This is a genomic window from Variovorax sp. J31P207 (assembly GCF_030316965.1).
In the GTDB taxonomy this organism is placed as follows: Bacteria; Pseudomonadota; Gammaproteobacteria; order Burkholderiales; family Burkholderiaceae_C; genus Variovorax; species Variovorax ginsengisoli_B.
On the sequence record NZ_JASZYN010000005.1, the window covers coordinates 285,904 to 302,360 of the forward strand.

At 70.0% G+C, this 16,457-nt stretch carries 13 protein-coding genes; 5 read left to right on the plus strand and 8 right to left on the minus strand.

Features of this window, described 5'->3' with window-relative positions:
- Nucleotides 1–2 precede the first annotated feature (2 nt).
- Entirely contained in the window at nucleotides 3–902 is a 900-nt protein-coding gene (locus tag QTI68_RS19270) for a 5'-nucleotidase (RefSeq protein WP_286523603.1), read from the plus strand.
- Here QTI68_RS19270 and QTI68_RS19275 read toward each other — a convergent pair.
- Genes QTI68_RS19275 through QTI68_RS19285 form a run of 3 tightly spaced genes read right to left on the minus strand, consistent with a single transcriptional unit; the run spans nucleotide 899 to nucleotide 4,675 of the window.
- Nucleotides 899–2,563, minus strand: a complete 1,665-nt coding sequence (locus QTI68_RS19275) for a putative 2-aminoethylphosphonate ABC transporter permease subunit (RefSeq protein WP_286523605.1) — start codon at nucleotides 2,561–2,563, stop codon at nucleotides 899–901. The genes QTI68_RS19270 and QTI68_RS19275 overlap by 4 nt on opposite strands.
- Nucleotides 2,560–3,627: an ABC transporter ATP-binding protein gene (locus QTI68_RS19280; RefSeq protein ID WP_286523606.1), complete on the minus strand. Its 1,068-nt coding sequence runs from the start codon at nucleotides 3,625–3,627 to the stop codon at nucleotides 2,560–2,562. The genes QTI68_RS19275 and QTI68_RS19280 overlap by 4 nt, the downstream gene beginning before the upstream one ends.
- A gap of 10 nt (nucleotides 3,628–3,637) precedes the next feature.
- Nucleotides 3,638–4,675, minus strand: coding sequence for a putative 2-aminoethylphosphonate ABC transporter substrate-binding protein (locus QTI68_RS19285; protein WP_286523607.1), 1,038 nt, complete (start codon nucleotides 4,673–4,675; stop codon nucleotides 3,638–3,640).
- 187 nt (nucleotides 4,676–4,862) lie between these two features.
- Here QTI68_RS19285 and QTI68_RS19290 point away from each other — a divergent pair, with 187 nt between their 5' ends.
- Nucleotides 4,863–6,629 (plus strand): ABC transporter ATP-binding protein/permease, encoded by a 1,767-nt coding sequence (locus tag QTI68_RS19290; protein WP_286523608.1) that lies wholly within the window; start codon nucleotides 4,863–4,865, stop codon nucleotides 6,627–6,629.
- On the opposite strand, the gene queC is transcribed toward QTI68_RS19290, so the two are convergent.
- The 5 genes from queC to QTI68_RS19315 all read right to left on the minus strand — a co-directional run bounded on the left by queC (nucleotide 6,608) and on the right by QTI68_RS19315 (nucleotide 10,785).
- Nucleotides 6,608–7,309, minus strand: a complete 702-nt coding sequence (gene queC, locus QTI68_RS19295) for a 7-cyano-7-deazaguanine synthase QueC (protein WP_286523609.1) — start codon at nucleotides 7,307–7,309, stop codon at nucleotides 6,608–6,610. The two genes, QTI68_RS19290 and queC, sit on opposite strands and share 22 nt — an antisense overlap.
- Before the next feature lie 5 nt (nucleotides 7,310–7,314).
- Nucleotides 7,315–7,752, minus strand: coding sequence for a TA system VapC family ribonuclease toxin (locus QTI68_RS19300; protein WP_286523610.1), 438 nt, complete (start codon nucleotides 7,750–7,752; stop codon nucleotides 7,315–7,317).
- Nucleotides 7,749–7,976 (minus strand): hypothetical protein, encoded by a 228-nt coding sequence (locus QTI68_RS19305; protein ID WP_286523611.1) that lies wholly within the window; start codon nucleotides 7,974–7,976, stop codon nucleotides 7,749–7,751. The genes QTI68_RS19300 and QTI68_RS19305 overlap by 4 nt, the downstream gene beginning before the upstream one ends.
- Nucleotides 7,977–8,047: 71 nt before the next feature.
- A complete protein-coding gene (locus tag QTI68_RS19310; protein WP_286523612.1) occupies nucleotides 8,048–8,512 on the minus strand; it encodes a cyanophycin metabolism-associated DUF1854 family protein in 465 nt (154 codons plus the stop codon).
- Nucleotides 8,509–10,785, minus strand: coding sequence for a cyanophycin metabolism-associated ABC transporter (locus QTI68_RS19315; protein WP_286523614.1), 2,277 nt, complete (start codon nucleotides 10,783–10,785; stop codon nucleotides 8,509–8,511). The genes QTI68_RS19310 and QTI68_RS19315 overlap by 4 nt, the downstream gene beginning before the upstream one ends.
- 127 nt (nucleotides 10,786–10,912) lie before the next feature.
- On the opposite strand from QTI68_RS19315, the gene QTI68_RS19320 reads away from it, so the two are divergent.
- From QTI68_RS19320 to QTI68_RS19330, 3 genes are all read left to right on the plus strand, one after another.
- Nucleotides 10,913–13,153 carry a cyanophycin synthetase gene (locus QTI68_RS19320; RefSeq protein WP_286523616.1) on the plus strand — a complete coding sequence of 747 codons (2,241 nt, stop codon included), beginning with the start codon at nucleotides 10,913–10,915 and terminating at the stop codon, nucleotides 13,151–13,153.
- A gap of 37 nt (nucleotides 13,154–13,190) precedes the next feature.
- On the plus strand, nucleotides 13,191–15,758 hold the full coding sequence (gene cphA, locus QTI68_RS19325; RefSeq protein WP_286523617.1) for a cyanophycin synthetase: 2,568 nt from the start codon (nucleotides 13,191–13,193) through the stop codon (nucleotides 15,756–15,758).
- 251 nt (nucleotides 15,759–16,009) lie between these two features.
- Complete coding sequence (locus QTI68_RS19330; RefSeq protein WP_286523618.1) at nucleotides 16,010–16,360, plus strand: hypothetical protein; 351 nt, start codon at nucleotides 16,010–16,012, stop codon at nucleotides 16,358–16,360.
- Nucleotides 16,361–16,457 lie beyond the last annotated feature (97 nt).

Below are 16,457 nucleotides of genomic sequence, written 5' to 3' on the forward strand. Positions count from 1 at the left end.
CCATGGCCGCCTCCCTGGAAGACAAGCTGGTGGTGGCCATTTCTTCGCGCGCCCTGTTCAACCTCGAGGAAGAGAACCGGATCTTCGAATCCGGCGACGACGCCGGCTACATGAAGCTGCAGCTCGAGCGGCTCGACGTGCCGGCCCAGCCGGGCATCGCCTATTCGCTGGTGCAGAAGCTGCTGCGCTTCAACGAAGGCGGCCAGCAGCGGGTCGAGGTCGTGATCCTCTCGCGCAATGACCCGGTGTCGGGCATGCGGGTGTTCCGCTCGGGCGTGGCCAACGGCATCTCGCTGCAGCGCGGCGTGTTCACGCAGGGCCGGCCGCCCTTCGGCTACCTGCGGCCGCTGCGCGCCCACCTGTTCCTGTCGGTCAATGCCGAGGACGTGCGCGAGGCGCTGGTGGCGGGCTTTCCCGCGGCCCGCGTGCTGGTCGAGTCGGTGCGGGCGAGCGACGCCTACCCCAACGAGGTGCGCATCGCCTTCGACGGCGATGCGGTGCTGTTCAGCGACGAGGCCGAGCGCGTCTTCCAGGCCGAGGGCCTGGACGCCTTCCAGTTGCACGAATCCTCCAAGGCCGGGCTGCCGCTGCCCGAAGGCCCGTTCAAGCCGCTGCTGACGGCGCTGCACCGCCTGCAGCAGGCCGGCAGCCCCGAGATGCGCATCCGCACCGCGCTGGTCACGGCGCGCAGCGCGCCGGCCCACGAGCGCGCGATCCGCACGCTGATGAACTGGAACATCAAGGTCGACGAGGCGATGTTCCTCGGCGGCCTGCCCAAGGGCGAGTTCCTGCGCGAGTTCGAGCCCGACTTCTTCTTCGACGACCAGACCGGCCACGTCGACGCGGCGGCGCGCCATGTGCCCTCGGGGCACGTGGCCAGCGGCATCAGCAATCCGCGCTAGCGGCCGCGCCAGCCCTGGGTGCGCGCCAGCACGGCCTGCCCGGCCAGCGCGAACAGTCCGCGGCCGATGGCCGCCGTGAGCATGATCAGCGAGGCCATCGCCGCCGCTGGCGCCACATCGCCGGCGTCGTCCATGTTCAGCACCGCGATCGCGGCCAGCGTGGTCTGCGGCGAATACAGGAACACCACCGCGGAGACGGTCGTCATCGCGTTGACGAAGAAGTAGCCGCCGACCTGCAGCACCGTGGGCAGCGCCACCGGCAGGTGCACGCGCCACAGCGTGCGCCAGAACGGAACGCCCATCGACTCCGCGACCAGCTCGTACTCGCGGTCGAGCTGGCGCAGCGCGGTGAGCGAGGTCAGGTGGGCGACCGAGAAGAAGTGCGCCACGGTGCAGACGATCAGGATCGCCATGCCGCCGTAGAGCCCGTTGAGTGGATTCCTGGGTGCGTTGAAGAAGAAGATGTAGCCCACGCCCAGCACCAGGCCGGGCACCGCCAGCGGCAGGTTGGCCAGCAGGTTCAGCGCCTCGCGCAAAAGGCCGAAGTGGCGCGGCTTCTCGACCAGGTAGGCCGACAGGAAGGTGGCGACCGCCCCGGCCGCGGCGGCGCCCAGCCCGAGCTTCAGCGAATTGACATAGCTGCCCCAGCCGCCGCCGTCCATGTTGCTGAAGTCGTAGTTCTTCAGCGACGGCGCGAGCTTGTAGGGCCAGTAGGTGGCGAGCGATGCGAACACCGCCATCCCGATCATCACCAGGATGGCCGCGGCGATCAGCAGGCAGACGCCGAACAGCACCCGGTCGCGCAGCGCAACGGGCTCGGGCCGATGCGGCGTCGCCCGGGCCGACATCGCGGCCGCCTGGCGCCGCCGCACCCGACGCTCGACCGCGAACGACAGCACGGCCGGGATCAGCAGCACGAAGCCGACCACCGCACCCATCTGGAAGTTCTGCTGCCCGACCACCTGCTTGTAGATGTCGGTCGCCAGCACGCCGGTCTGGCCGCCCACCACCTTGGGCACGCCGAAGTCGGTGATGACCAGCACGAAGACCACCATGCAGGCCACGATCAGCCCATAGCGCGAAGCCGGCAGGGTGACCGTGCGGAAGATCCGCCAGCGCGAGGCGCCGAGGGTCTGCGCGGCCTCGTAGAGCCGGCCGTCGGAGGTCGCCATCGCGGTGGTCAGGATCAGCAGCGCATGCGGCAAGGTCCAGAACACCGAGCCGAGCACGATGCCCAGCGGCCCGTAGATCGACAGGCCGCCCAGCCAGTCCTTGAAGATGCCCTGGTTGCCGAACAGGTAGATCAGGCTGATCGCCGGCAGCAGCGAGGGCGCCAGCAGCGGCAGCAGCGCGACCGCGCGCAGCGGGCCCTTGCCGCGCATGCAGGACAGCGTGAGCGCATAGGCGTAGACGTAGGCGATCGCGGTGCACAGCACGGCACTCAGCGCGGCCAGCCAGACGCTGTTGAAGGCCGACTGCACCAGCGCCGGGTTGTCGAGGTAGCGGGCGAAGTTGGCCAGCCCGACGAAGGCACCGGCGCGATCGAAGACGCTCTGGCCCACCAGCGCGGCCACCGGCAGCGCGACGATCACCACCAGGATGGCGAGCGCGAGCCCGAGGCCGGCCCCGGTGAGCCAGCGTTCGCGGTCGAGCGCCTTCAACGCGCCAGCACCGACAGCGCGTGCTGCGGCAGCTCGATGTGCACCATGCTGCTGGGCACCAGCGCCTCGCCGACCCGGTGGTCGGCCGGCAGTTCGGCCTCGATCTCGATGCCCAGCGGTTCGCAGGCCAGCCGGGCGGCGGTGCGGTTGCCGAGAAACTCGGTGTCGAGCAGCCGGGCCGCGAAGCTGTTGGCGCCCAGGCCGTCGCCGAAGCGGCGGACCACGACCTGCTCGGGCCGAATGCCGACGGTGGCCTGCGCGCCCACCTGCAACGCGACGGGCGCGCAGTGCAGCTCGCTGTCGCGCACCCGCACGCGGTCGCCGGCCAGCACGGTGGCGGGCAGCATGTTCATGCGGCCGACGAAGCCGGCGACGAAGCGCGTGCGCGGGTGGTGGTAGAGCTCGCCGGGCGTGCCGGCCTGCTCGATGCGGCCGTCGTGCATCAGCACCACGCGGTCGGCCATCGACAGCGCCTCCTCCTGGTCGTGCGTGACCATGATCGTGACGATGCCCAGGCGCTTCTGCAGCGCGCGGATCTCGCCGCGCAGGCTGGCGCGCACCTGCGCATCGAGCGCGGACAGGGGCTCGTCCAGCAGCAGCAACCGCGGATTGGGCGCCAGCGCGCGGGCCAGGGCCACCCGCTGCTGCTGCCCGCCCGACAACTGCACCGGGTACTTGTCGGCATGGGCGGCGAGGCCGACCAGGTCGAGCATCTCGCGCGAGCGCTTCGCCATCTCGCGCGCCAGCGCACCGGTCGGATGCAGGCCATAGGCGATGTTCTGCGCCGCCGTGAGGTTCGGGAACAGGGCATAGGACTGGAACACCACGCCGAAGCCGCGCGCCGCGGGCGGCAGGCCCGCGATGTCCTGGCCGTTCAGCAGCAACTGCCCGTGGTCGGCGCGCTCGATGCCGCAGACGATGCGCAGCAGCGTGGTCTTGCCGCAGCCCGAGGGCCCGAGCAGGCAGACGAATTCGCCGGGCTCGACATCGAGGTCGATGCCGTCCAGCACGCGGCTGGCACCGAAGGACTTGCCGACGCCACGCAGGGAAAGATAGGACGTCATGCGCCGGGTCTTACTGCGGCGGCGCCTTCTTTTCCGACTTCGATTCGTAGCGCTTCGACCATTCGGTCAGGATCCGGTCGCGGTTGGCGGCGGCCCAGTCGAAGTCGTTCTTGGCCAGCAGCTTCTCGACGTCGCCCGGCACGAATTCCAGCTTCTCCTGGATGCCCGGCAGCGCCAGCACCGCGAAGTTCTTCGCATAGAGCTCGTTGGCCTGCTTCGTGACGGCCCAGTCGGCCAGCGCCTTCGCGGCCTCCGGCTTCTTGGTCGTCTTCATGACCCCGGTGGCCTCCATGTCCCAGCCCAGCCCCTCCTTCGGCAGCACGATGTCGATCGGCGCGCCGTCGCGCTTGGTCTTGTTGGCGCGGTACTCGAAGGACATGCCGAGCGCGAACTCGCCGGCGCCGGCCTGGCGGCAGGGCTTGCTGCCGGACTGGCTGTAGATGCCGATGTTCTGGTGCAGCGCGTCCATGTACTTCCACGCCTTGTCTTCGCCCATCATCTGGATCCAGCCCGACACCATCAGGTAGCCGGTGCCCGAGGCGGCCGGGTTCGGCATCGTGATCTGGCCCTTGTAGACCGGGTTGGTCAGGTCGGCCCAGCTGGCGGGCTTGGGCAGGTTCTTCTTCTGCGCCTCGGTGGTGTTGAAGCAGATCGCCGACGACCAGACGTCCATGCCGACCCACTTGGGCGGGTTGGCGCTGTCGCGCATGGTCGGCTTGATGGCCTCGAGGCCCTTCGGCGCATAGGGCTGCAGCATGCCCTCCTTGTCGAGCAGCATCAGCGAGGTCGCGGCCAGGCCCCAGACCACGTCGGCCTGCGGATTCGCCTTCTCGGCCAGCAGCTTGGCGGTCACGATCCCGGTGGAGTCGCGCACGAACTTGAGCTCGATGGAGGGGTTGTCCTTCTCGAAGGCCGCCTTGTAGGCCTGCACCTGGTCGGCCTCGAGCGCGGTGTAGACCAGGAGCTCGGTGCGGCCTTGGGCGATGGCGCCGGCGCCGAGGCCGAGCAGGACGGCAGGCAGGAGGGATTGGAAGGTACGACGCAGCATGGGGATTCCTATCGAGACACGGGAGAACAGCGCGCAACGGCACGCGAAGCCCGTCGATCATCGGCAGCGGATGTGACAGGCGTTTGTCAGCCGGGCCTGGTTTTCAGCGCCGTTTAAGAAAGCGCGCCCGCGCGGGTTTAGGATGAAAGCAACGCGCCGCCCCCAGGCGCGAACCCACTCCCACGCCATGACTGCAAGCACCGGTTCCAAGAGCATGCTGACCACCCTGCGCCGCATCGGCGCGCTGGCGGCGCCCTATTTCAACTCCGAGGAGAAATGGCGGGCCCGCGGCCTGCTGGCGGCGATCGTGGCGCTCAACCTCGGCGTGGTCTACATGCTGGTGCTCAACAACCAGTGGTACGCGCGCTTCTACGATGCGCTGCAGAACAAGGACCAGGCGGTCTTCTGGCGCGAGATCGTTTATTTCTGCTGGATCGCGGCCGGCTTCATCGCGATTGCGATCCTCAAGTTCTACCTGACCCAGCTGCTGCAGCTGCGCTGGCGGGCCTGGATGACCCGCAGCTACCTGCAGCGCTGGATGGCCGACCGCACCTTCTACCGGCTCGAACTGGCACGCTACGGCCAGCAGGACGGCCAGTCGCCGGACAACCCCGACCAGCGCATCCAGGAGGACATGCAGCTGTTCACCGACTACACGATGACGCTCTCGATGGGCCTGCTCAATGCGGTGGTCACGCTGGTGAGCTTCATCGGCATCCTGTGGGGCCTGAGCGGCGTGGCCAACTTCACGCTCCTGGGCCACAGCTTCTCGGTGCCCGGGTCGATGGTCTGGATCGCCCTTCTCTACTGCGCCGCCGGAACCGTCATCACGCACTACATCGGCCGGCCCCTGATCGGGCTGAACTACCAGCAGCAGCGCTACGAGGCCGACTTCCGCCACCACCTGGTGCGGGTGCGCGAATACAGCGAGGCGATCGCGCTCGACCGCGGCGAGCAGGTCGAGCACGGCCAGCTCGAGCTGCGCTTCGGGTCCGTGCTGAAGAACTACCTGCAGCTGATCAAGAAGCAGAAGAACCTGGTGGCCTTCACGGCCTCGTTCGGCCAGGCCTCGGTGATCTTCGCCTTCATCGTGCAGGCGCCGCGTTTCTTCAGCGGCGCGATCCAGCTCGGCCAGCTGATGCAGGTCAACTCGGCCTTCGGCCGGGTCCAGGATTCGCTCAGCTGGTTCGTCGACAACTACGACCGGGTGGCCGTCTGGCGCGCCACCGCCGACCGGCTGAGCTCCTTCGAAGCCGCGATGCGTGCCAACGCCGGCGCGGCCAGCGCGCTCGAGCGCACCCCGGCGGACAACGCCAGGGGCCTGCGCGCCGACGGCTTCGGCGTCACCCTGCCCGACGGCGCGCGGCTGATCGAAGGTGCCGCGCTGGCCGTCCAGCCGGGCGACACCGTGATGCTGCAAGGCCCTTCGGGCAGCGGCAAGTCGACGCTGTTCCGAGCCTTCGCCGGCATCTGGCCGTTCGCCAAGGGCCGGGTCTCGATGCCCGACAACACCATGTTCATCCCGCAGCGGCCCTATGTGCCGGACGGCCGGCTGCGCGACGCGCTGGCCTACCCCCAACCTGCCAGCCAGTTCACCGACGCGCAGCTGGTGCAGGCCCTGAACGACGCGCTGTTGTCCGATCTCGCGACCCGGCTCGACGACCGCGACGCCTGGAGCCAGAAGCTCTCGGGCGGCGAACAGCAGCGGCTGGCGATCGCCCGCGTGCTGCTGCGCAAGCCGGCCTGGCTGTTCGCCGATGAAGCAACGAGTGCGCTCGACGCCGACAGCGAGGCGACGCTCTACAAGCGGTTGACGGCGATGGTGCACGCCGCCGGCGGCGCCATGGTGTCGATCGCCCACCGGGCCTCGGTCGGCGACCACCACCAGCGTCGCTGGACGCTGGTGCCGCAGCCCGAAGGCAGCGGCGTGCGCTACAGGGTCGAGGCGACGTAGCCGGCCCAGCCCCGGGCCCGCAGCTCGCAGGCCGGGCAGCTGCCGCAGCCGTAGCCCCAGTCGTGGCGCTGCGTGCGGTCGCCGAGGTAGCAGGTGTGGGTGTCTTCGACGATCAGCTCGACCAACGCATCGCCGCCGAGGCGATGCGCCATGGCCCAGGTCTGGGCCTTGTCGATCCACATCAGCGGCGTCTCGATGACGAAACGCCGGTCCATGCCGAGCGTGAGCGCGACCTGCAGCGCCTTCATCGTGTCGTCGCGGCAATCGGGGTAGCCCGAGAAGTCGGTCTCGCAGACACCGGTGACGATGACCTCGAGGCCGCGCCGGTAGGCCAGCGCGCCGGCCAGCGTGAGGAACAGCAGGTTGCGGCCGGGCACGAAGGTGTTGGGCAGGCCGTTGGCCTGCATCTCGAAGGCGATGTCCTGGGTCAGCGACGACGCGCTGACCTGCCCCAGCACGTCGACCGACAGCAGGTGGTCGTCGCCGAGCCGCGGCGCCCATTGCGGGAAGCGCTCGCGCAGGCGGGCCAGCACGGTGAGCCGCGCATCGAGCTCGACCCGGTGGCGCTGGCCGTAGTCGAAGCCGATGGTCTCGACCCGCTGGTACTTGGCGAGGGCATCGGCCAGGCAGGTGGTGGAGTCCTGGCCACCGGAGAAGAGGACGAGGGCGGTGGTGTGCATGGTGTTCAGTCCGGAATCTTGATGTGGCGCTGGCGTTCGGGCGCGGTGGCGAGCAGTTGCGCGATGCCGCCATCGAAGGTGAGCAGCCTGGCGCCGTGGCGCATGGCCAAGGTCAGGAGCCAGGCGTCGGTGATCTGCCGATGGCCGCGCAGGCCGCCGGTGCAGCAGCCCAGCACCTGCTCGATGCCGAAATCCAGCGCCAGGAAGCGATGCTTGGGATGCGCGGTGTTGCGCAGCAGCACTTCGGCGATCTCGCCGATCGAGATGGCCTGGCCCGAGAAGGCCGGCTGCGAGATCACGCGCACGAAAGCGGACTGGGTCAGCGCGCTGGTGGCCCAGCCCTCGCGCGCATGGCGGCCGAACCAGCGAAGCATGCGCTCGTGGTGCTCGTGCGCCGGCCAACCCAATGCGATCAGCGCATTGGCGTCCAGCAGCCAGCTCAAGGCGCGTCTTCCAGCAGGTCCCTGACCTGGCGGCTGGTGACGCGGGGCGCATCGGCCGGCAGCTCGAACACCCAGACGCCCCCCTTCTTGCGCACCGGCAGGCGCTCGCCGCCGCCGCGCCGGATCAGTTCGGAGATGGCTTGCCCGAGCTTCAGCGCGCGCGCCTGCGCATAGGCCTGGGCCACTTCGAAGGCGTCGTCTTCCAGAGTGACAGTGGTGCGCATGGCTGATGCACTTTCATGGGGTTGATGCACTTCATTCTATTTGATGCACCCCGGACAGCCTGCCGATGACCCTACAGGAACCGCTCCAGCAGCTTCCTCGACCCCCGGTCCAGCGCTTTCACGTCGGGAATCCGGAACTGCACCCCGTGCGCGCTGGCGATCAGCAGCGCGCCGCCTTCGAGCCTGCGGATGTCCTCCTCGGCCTTCAGCACGAAGCTGGTCTCGCCGCGGTCGGTGCTGACGGTCCAGGTGCTGGGCACGCCGAAGCTGGAGACCTTGTGCAGCCGCTGCAGCGTGGGCGCGAAGTCGCGCGGCGCGAGCTCCTGGCCGAGCAGCGCGCGGGCGTTTTCGGGCAGCTGGTCGAGGCGGTCGATCCAGAGCAGTTCGCGGCCGTCGGGCCCGACCAGCGAGAGGCCGTCGTCCGGCGCGGTCAACGGAAAGGCCCGCACCGGCACCACGCCCGCGTGACGCTGGCCTTCGGCATCGGTCAGCACCAGCCGGCCGAAGCCATCGCGCTCGAGTTCGATGTTCATCATGCGTCCCCCGCCGGATGCGCGGCATGGCTGCCCAGCGCCAAGGCCACCGAGGTGCGCTCGGCCAGCGCGCCCGCGCTCTCGTCGTCGGCCTGGCGCAACTGCGCCTGGTAGAGCCGCCAGTAGGCGCCCTGCTTTTCCATCAGCGTGTCGTGCGGACCGACCTCGACGACCTCGCCGCGGTCCATGACCACCAGCCGGTCGGCCTTGCGCAAGGTCGACAGCCGGTGCGCGATGGCGATCGTGGTGCGGCCCTTCACGAGGTTGTCGAGCGCTTTCTGGATCTCTTTCTCGGTCTCGGTGTCGACCGCCGAGGTGGCCTCGTCGAGGATCAGGATGCGCGGGTCGATCAAGAGCGCGCGCGCGATGCTGATGCGCTGGCGCTCGCCGCCCGACAGGCCCTGCCCCCGCTCGCCGACCAGCGAGTCGTAGCCGTGCGCGAGCCGCAGGATGAAGTCGTGCGCATGGGCGGCGCGGGCCGCCGCGACGATCTCCTCGCGCGTCGCCTCGGGCTTGCCGTAGGCGATGTTCTGGGCGATGGTGCCGAAGAACAGGAAGGGCTCCTGCAGCACCAGCCCGACGTGGCGCCGGTAGTCGGCCACCGCGAAGCGCCGGATGTCGGTGCCGTCGACCTTGATCGCGCCATCGGTCACGTCGTAGAAGCGGCAGATCAGGTTCACCAGCGTGCTCTTGCCCGAGCCGCTGTGGCCGACCAGGCCGATCATCTCGCCCGGCTCGATCACCAGGTCGAGGTCGCGGATCACCGCCCGGCTGCCGTAGCGGAAGCCGACGTCCGCCATCTCGATGCGGCCCTGCACGCGCTCGACCTTCACCGGGTTGGCCGGCTCGGGCACGTTGCTCACGTGGTCGAGGATGTCGAAGATGCGCTTGGCGCCGGCCGCGGCCTTCTGCGTCACCGAGACGATCCGGCTCATCGAGTCGAGCCGGGTGTAGAAGCGCCCGATGTAGGCGATGAAGGCGGTCAGCACGCCGACCGTGATGCGCCCGCGCGCCACCTGCCAGATGCCGAAGCCCCAGACCACCAGCAGGCCGATCTCGGTCAGGAGCGAGACACTGGGCGTGAACAGCGACCAGGTCTTGTTGAGCTTGTCGTTGACCTGCAGGTTGTAGGCATTGGCGGCGTGGAAGCGCTTCGCCTCGCGCTGCTCCTGCGCGAAGGCCTTGACCACCCGGATGCCCGGGATGGTGTCGGCCAGCACGTTGGTGACCTCGCTCCAGACCCGGTCGATCTTCTCGAAGCCGGTGCGCAGGCGGTCGCGCACCACGTGGATCATCCAGGCGATGAAGGGCAGCGGCACCAGCGTCACCACCGCCAGCAGCGGATTGATCGAGAACAGGATCACCGCCGTCATGGCGATCATCAGCACGTCGGTCAGGAAATCGAGCGCATGCAGCGACAGGAAGACGTTGATGCGGTCGGTTTCGGAACCGATGCGCGCCATCAGGTCGCCGGTGCGCTTGCCGCCGAAGTAATCGAGCGGCAAGGTCAGCAAGTGTTCGTAAGTGGTGGTCCGCAGGTCGGCGCCGATGCGCTCCGAGACCAGCGCCAGCAGGTAGGTGCGGGCCCAGCCCAGGGCCCAGCCGACCAGCGCCGCGGCCAGCAGCGCGCTCAGGAACATCACCACCTTGGCGACCGCGATCTGCTGCCCGTTCTGGAACGGGATCAGGATGTCGTCCATCAGCGGGATGGTCAGGTAGGGCGGCACCAGCGTGGCGGCGGTCGAGGCCAGGGTCAGCAGGAAGCCGGTGATCAGCTGCTTGCGGTAGGGCTTGGCGAAGCGGCCGAGGCGCAGCAGCACCCAGGTCGAAGGCGGCGCCTGCAGTTCCGGTTCGACGAACGGCGCCTCGTCGAGGTCGGCGCCCGCCGCTGTCGCCTGCGCGACACCCTCGGTGCGGGCGTCGAACAGCTTCTGCAGCCGCAGCGCCGCCGGCTGCTGGGCCAGCGTGAAGCGCCAGCGGCCGAGCCGGCCCTCGGTCCCCAGCAGGTCGAGCGTGCCGATGCCGGCATGGTCGCCGAGGTGGATTTCCAGCCCCTGGGCCGGGACCGGCCATTCGGACCATTGGCCGTCCGGCGCGCGGGCCAGCAGGCGCTGGTCGGTCAGGGCCAGCAGGCCCGTCTTGAATCGAAGTTGCCCGTCGAGGTCAACCGCCAGCGTCGCCAAAACGTTTTCCGCGACAGAGAGCCGGCTTTTCAGAGCGTCTGAAGCCGCCTCCCCTTCGCCCCCCGGGGTTCCGACTGGATCGTGATGTTGCATTGTGTTTCTGTATCTCTGGCCCGCCGACGGACCCTTCATGGCGCTCCCGGCGCGCCGATTCTGACCGATGGCCATGGGCGCGCTTGAGGGCGCCTCCGTGCTCGGCCAAAGCACATCGAACGTTTTCATGACCCGTTTCGACGACATACAACTGCTGCGCATCAACTATTTGCGCGGCCCGAACCTCTGGACCTACCGGCCCGTGCTGGAAGTCTGGCTCGACCTCGGCGCGCTCGAGGACCACCCGTCCAACACCATTCCCGGCTTCACGGACCGCCTGACCACCCTGCTGCCGGCGCTGATCGAGCACCATTGCGGCGTCGGCGAGCGCGGCGGCTTCATCCAGCGCCTGACCGAAGGCACCTGGGCCGGCCACGTGCTGGAACACGTGGTCATCGAGCTGCTCAACCTGGCCGGCATGCCGACCGGCTTCGGCCAGACCCGCAGCACCTCGCAGCACGGCGTCTACCGGATGGTGTTCCGGGCCCGCGACGAGCAGGTCGCCCGGGTCGCGCTGGCCGAAGGCCACCGGCTTCTGATGTCGGCGATCAACGACCAGCCCTTCGGCGCCGCCGACGTCCAGCGCGCGGTCGATGCGGTCAAGGCCAAGGTCGAGGACTGCTACCTCGGCCCGAGCACCGCCTGCATCGTGGGCGCCGCCACCGACCGCGGCATCCCGCACCTGCGGCTCAATAGCGGCAACCTGGTGCAGCTCGGCTACGGCGCCAACCAGCAGCGCATCTGGACCGCCGAGACCGACTACACCAGCGCCATCGGCGAATCGATCGCCAGCGACAAGGAACTCACCAAGTCGCTGCTCGCCAGCTGCGGCGTGCCGGTGCCCGAAGGCCAGGTGGTGGCCAATGCCGAGGAAGCCTGGGAAGCCGCCGAGGACATCGGCCTGCCGGTGGCGGTCAAGCCCTCGGACGCCAACCACGGCCGCGGCGTCTCGCTCGAACTCCACACCCGCGACGAAGTCATGGCCGCGTTCGCGGTCGCCGAGCCCGAAGGCAGCGACGTGATGGTCGAGCGCTTCGTGCGCGGTTCCGAACACCGCCTGCTGGTGGTCGGCGGCCAGGTGGTCGCGGCCGCGCGTGGCGAGATCATCACCGTGACCGGCGACGGCAGCGCGACCGTGGCCCAGCTGATCGACAGCCAGCTCAACAGCGATCCCCGCCGCGGCGCCGAGGAGGAATATCCGCTCGACGTGATCGTCCTCGCGACCGACGCCAAGCTGCAGCTCGAGCTCAAGCGCCAGGACCTCGACGGCCATGCCGTGCCCGCGGCCGGCCGGATCGTGACGATCCAGCGCAACGGCAACATGGCGATCGACTGCACCGACCAGGTGCATCCGGACGTGGCCCATGCGGCCGTGCTGGCCGCCCGCGTGGTCGGCCTGGACATCGCCGGCGTCGACCTGGTGGCCGAGGACATCTCGCGTCCGCTGGCCGCACAGGGCGGCGCGATCGTCGAAGTCAACGCCGGCCCCGGCCTGCTGATGCACCTGAAGCCGGCCGTCGGCTCGCCGCGCCCGGTCGGCCGCGCCATCTGCGACCACCTCTTTCCGGACGACGCGCCGGGCCGCATCCCCGTGGTCGGCGTCGCCGGCTCGCAGGACACGGCCGTGCTGTCGCGCCTGGTGGCCTGGCTGATCGGCCTCGGCGGCCGCCACACTGGGCTGGCCTGCCGCGACGGATTGTTCCTCGAACGGCGCCGGGTCGACGCCCGCGACAGCGCCCACTGGGAAGCCGGCCGCCGCCTGCTCGTGAACCGCGCCGTGCAGGCGGTGGTGATCGAGAACGGCGCCGAAACCATCCTGCGCGACGGCCTGGCCTACGACCGCTGCGAAGTCGGCATCGTGACCGACCTCGAAGGCGCCCAGGCGCTGGGCGAGTTCGACATCACCGAAAGCGACCAGATGGTCCGGGTGCTGCGCACCCAGGTCGACGTCGTGCTGCCCGAGGGCACCGCCGTGCTCAACGCCGGCGACCCGCGGGTCGCGGGCCTGGCGCCGCTGTGCGACGGCGACGTCATCCTGTATGCCGCCGACCCGCAGGCCGAGGCACTGACCAAGCACCGGGAAGCCGGCGGCAAGGCGGTGCTGGTGCGCCAGGACCGCGTCGTGCTGTCCAATGGCAGCAGCGAATCCTTCCTGCCCGGCCTCGGCCGGCTGACAGTCTGGCGCGCCACCCACGCGGGTGTCAGCCTCGAAAGCCTGCTCGCCGCGGTCGCCGCCGGCTGGGCGCTGGGCATTCCGCTGAACCTGATCGGTGCCGGCGTCGAAGCCTTCGAAGCCGATTTGCAGGCGGCGCTGGCCTCGCTGCAGCTGTCGCAGACCCTGATCCCCACCGAACAACAATTTGCCTGACCGGCCGGGCCTGCGGGTCCGCCGGCGCCTGAACGCCATGGAAGTCACTCGCATCCGCGCCCTCCGGGGCCCGAATCTGTGGAGCCGCCACACCTGCATCGAGGCGATCGTCTCGTGCAGCCCCGAAGAATCCGCGATGGAGCGCCTGCCGGGCTTCGAAGACCGGCTGCGCGCGCTGTTCCCGACCATCGGCGAACTGCACCCGGTCGTGCTGGGCCAGCCGCTGGCGGTCGCGCACGTGCTCGAGAACGCCGCCGTCGCGCTGCAGGCCCAGGCCGGCTGCCCAGTCAACTTCGGCCACACCTCGCGCACCATCGACGAAGGCATCTACCAGGTCACCTTCCAGTACAGCGAGGAGGCCGTCGGCCGCCGCGCGCTGGAACTGGCGCGGGCCCTGATCGACGCCGCCCAGGGCGGCACCGAATTCGACGCCACCGCGGCGATCACCGAGCTGCGCGACCTCGACGAATCCGAGCGCCTCGGACCGAGCACCGGCTCGATCGTCGACGCGGCGGTCGCGCGCGGCATCCCCTACCGGCGCCTCACCAGCGGCAGCCTGGTGCAGTTCGGCTGGGGCTCCAAGCAGCGCCGGATCCAGGCCGCCGAAGTCGACAGCACCAGCGGCGTGGCAGAGGCCATCGCGCAGGACAAGGAGCTCACCAAGCAGCTGCTCAACGCCGCCGGCGTGCCGGTGCCGCTGGGCCGGCCGGTGAGCGACGCCGCCGACGGCTGGGCCGCGGCCCAGGAGATCGGCCTGCCGGTGGTGGTCAAGCCGCAGGACGGCAATCAGGGCAAGGGCGTCACGGTCAACATCACCAGCCGCGAGCAACTGCTGGCCGCCTATGACTCGGCCGCCGCCTACGGCGAAGTGATGGTCGAGAAATTCCTGCCCGGCTTCGACTTCCGCCTGCTGGTGGTCGGCGACCGGCTGGTGGCCGCCGCCCGCCGCGACCCGCCGCAGGTGATCGGCGACGGCCTCAAGTCGGTGCGCGAACTGGTCGAGCTGGTCAACCAGGACCCGCGCCGCGGCGAAGGCCACGCCACCTCGCTGACCAAGATCCGGCTCGACGACATCGCCATCGGCCGGCTCGAATCGCAGGGCCTCCAGCCCGACAGCGTGCCGGCGCTCGGCCAGCGCGTGGTGCTGCGCAACAACGCCAACCTGTCCACCGGCGGCACCGCCACCGACGTGACGGACACGGTGCACCCCGAAGTCGCGGCCCGCGCGGTCGACGCGGCCCAGATGGTCGGACTGCACATCTGCGGTGTCGACATGGTCTGCGAGAACGTGCTGCGCCCGCTCGAGGAGCAGCATGGCGGCGTGGTCGAGGTCAATGCCGCGCCCGGCCTGCGGATGCACATCTCGCCCTCGTTCGGCCGCGGCCGGGCGGTCGGCGAAGCGGTGATGGACACCCTCTTCGCCCACGGCGACGACGGCCGCATCCCGGTGGTCGCCGTCACCGGCACCAACGGCAAGACCACCACCGCGCGGCTCATCAACCACCTGCTGGCCGGCAGCGGACTGCGCACCGGCATGACCAACACCGACGGCGTCTACGTCGATGGCCGCCAGACCGACAGCGGCGACTGCAGCGGCCCGAAGAGCGCGCGCAACGTGTTGCTGCATCCCGACGTCGATGCCGCCGTGTTCGAGGTGGCGCGCGGCGGCGTGCTGCGCGAGGGCCTGGGCTTCGACCGCTGCCAGGTGGCGGTGGTGACCAACATCGGCAGCGGCGACCACCTCGGCCTCAACTACATCACCACCGTCGAGGACCTGGCGGTGCTCAAGCGCGTGATCGTGCGCAACGTGGCGCCCGGCGGCTACGCGGTGCTGAACGCGGCCGACCCCAACGTCGCGGCAATGGCCACCAGCTGCCCGGGCAGCGTGATCTTCTTCAGCGCCGACCGAACCCATCCGGTGATGGCCACCCACCGCGCGCAGGGCAAGCGCACCGTCTACGTCGACCAGGACGCGGTGGTCGCGGCCGAAGGCTCGTGGCGCGAACGCATCCCGCTGCGCGACGTGCAGATCACGCGCAACGGCACCATCGGCTTCCAGGTCGACAACGTGATGGCCTCGGTGGCCGCGGCCTGGGCCGTGGGCCTGGACTGGGACACCATCCGCAGCGGCCTCGCGAGCTTCAAGAACGACGCCGCCGGCGTGCCCGGCCGCTTCAACGTGATGGACTACCGCGGCGCCACCGTCATCGCCGACTACGGCCACAACACCGACGCCATGCGCGCGCTGGTGGCCGCGGTCGACACCATGCCGGCGAAGAAGCGCTCGGTGGTGATCAGCGGCGCCGGCGATCGCCGCGACTGCGACATCCGCGACCAGACCGCGATCCTCGGCCAGGCCTTCGACGACGTGATCCTCTACCAGGACGCCGCCCAGCGCGGCCGCGCCGACGGCGAGGTCATGGCGCTGCTGCGCCAGGGCCTGGAGGGCGCCGAGCGGACCCGCTTCATCGACGAGATCCGTGGCGAGTTCATCGCCATCGACAGTGCCCTGGCCCGGCTGCAGCCCGGCGATCTGTCGCTGATCCTGGTCGACCAGGTCGAGGAAGCGCTGGCCCACCTGGCCAAGCGCATCGCCGCCGGCTGAGTTGGCCCCCACGCTCCCCCACTCCGTGTGGGTCGCTGCCCCCCGAGGGGGCCGCAGGCCGCCTTGGGGCGGCCCGGCGCCGGCCTGAGCGCTCCCACGCTCCCTCTGACGCGAGCGTCTGTCCGACAGCAAAGCGCGCCTGCAGGACGCCGCGCGCGGCCCCCTCGTCCCACACGCCTCCTGAGCCCCGGCCCCCACAGTGGCGGCCTGGGGTGGCGCGAGTCCGCGCCGCCATGACTCAAGGAGTGACCATGAGAAACACACTGCGTTCCTGTTCCGCCGCCCTGCTGGCCGCCGGCAGCCTGTTCGGCGCATCGGCCGCGTTCGCCGCCGGCGCGCCCCTCGGCAGCCTGCCCTGCGACGGCATGATGCAGGACCGCGCAGCCTGCCTGCGCGAGCGAGGCGCGGCCGCCGACACGGCGCGCCGCGGCGGCTTCCCCGCCCCGGACGCCGCCACCCTGCAACAGAATGCGCTGGCCCGTTGCGCCCGCCAGCCGGCCGGCGACCGCGAGGCCTGCGAAGCCCGGGTCATGGACGGCACCGTCACCGGCAGCGTGCTGGGCGGCGGCGTGATCCGACAGGCCGAAACGCCCGTGCGCTGAACCGCGCATGACAAGCGGGGAAAACCCCAGGCTTGTCATGCGACTGTCACAATTCGCATGTGTCGGCTGGCTATAGTCATGGGAATGTACTAACGAG

Bases quoted from the DNA above. Each gene is read 5' to 3' on its own strand.
- queC (WP_286523609.1), bottom strand. From the start codon at position 7,309: ATGCACACCACCGCCCTCGTCCTCTTCTCCGGTGGCCAGGACTCCACC.
- QTI68_RS19280 (WP_286523606.1), bottom strand. From the start codon at position 3,627: ATGACGTCCTATCTTTCCCTGCGTGGCGTCGGCAAGTCCTTCGGTGCC.
- QTI68_RS19310 (WP_286523612.1), bottom strand. From the start codon at position 8,512: ATGATGAACATCGAACTCGAGCGCGATGGCTTCGGCCGGCTGGTGCTG.
- QTI68_RS19285 (WP_286523607.1), bottom strand. From the start codon at position 4,675: ATGCTGCGTCGTACCTTCCAATCCCTCCTGCCTGCCGTCCTGCTCGGC.
- QTI68_RS19330 (WP_286523618.1), top strand. From the start codon at position 16,010: ATGAGAAACACACTGCGTTCCTGTTCCGCCGCCCTGCTGGCCGCCGGC.
- cphA (WP_286523617.1), top strand. From the start codon at position 13,191: ATGGAAGTCACTCGCATCCGCGCCCTCCGGGGCCCGAATCTGTGGAGC.
- QTI68_RS19320 (WP_286523616.1), top strand. From the start codon at position 10,913: ATGACCCGTTTCGACGACATACAACTGCTGCGCATCAACTATTTGCGC.
- QTI68_RS19270 (WP_286523603.1), top strand. From the start codon at position 3: ATGGCCGCCTCCCTGGAAGACAAGCTGGTGGTGGCCATTTCTTCGCGC.
- QTI68_RS19290 (WP_286523608.1), top strand. From the start codon at position 4,863: ATGACTGCAAGCACCGGTTCCAAGAGCATGCTGACCACCCTGCGCCGC.
- QTI68_RS19305 (WP_286523611.1), bottom strand. From the start codon at position 7,976: ATGCGCACCACTGTCACTCTGGAAGACGACGCCTTCGAAGTGGCCCAG.
- QTI68_RS19315 (WP_286523614.1), bottom strand. From the start codon at position 10,785: ATGCAACATCACGATCCAGTCGGAACCCCGGGGGGCGAAGGGGAGGCG.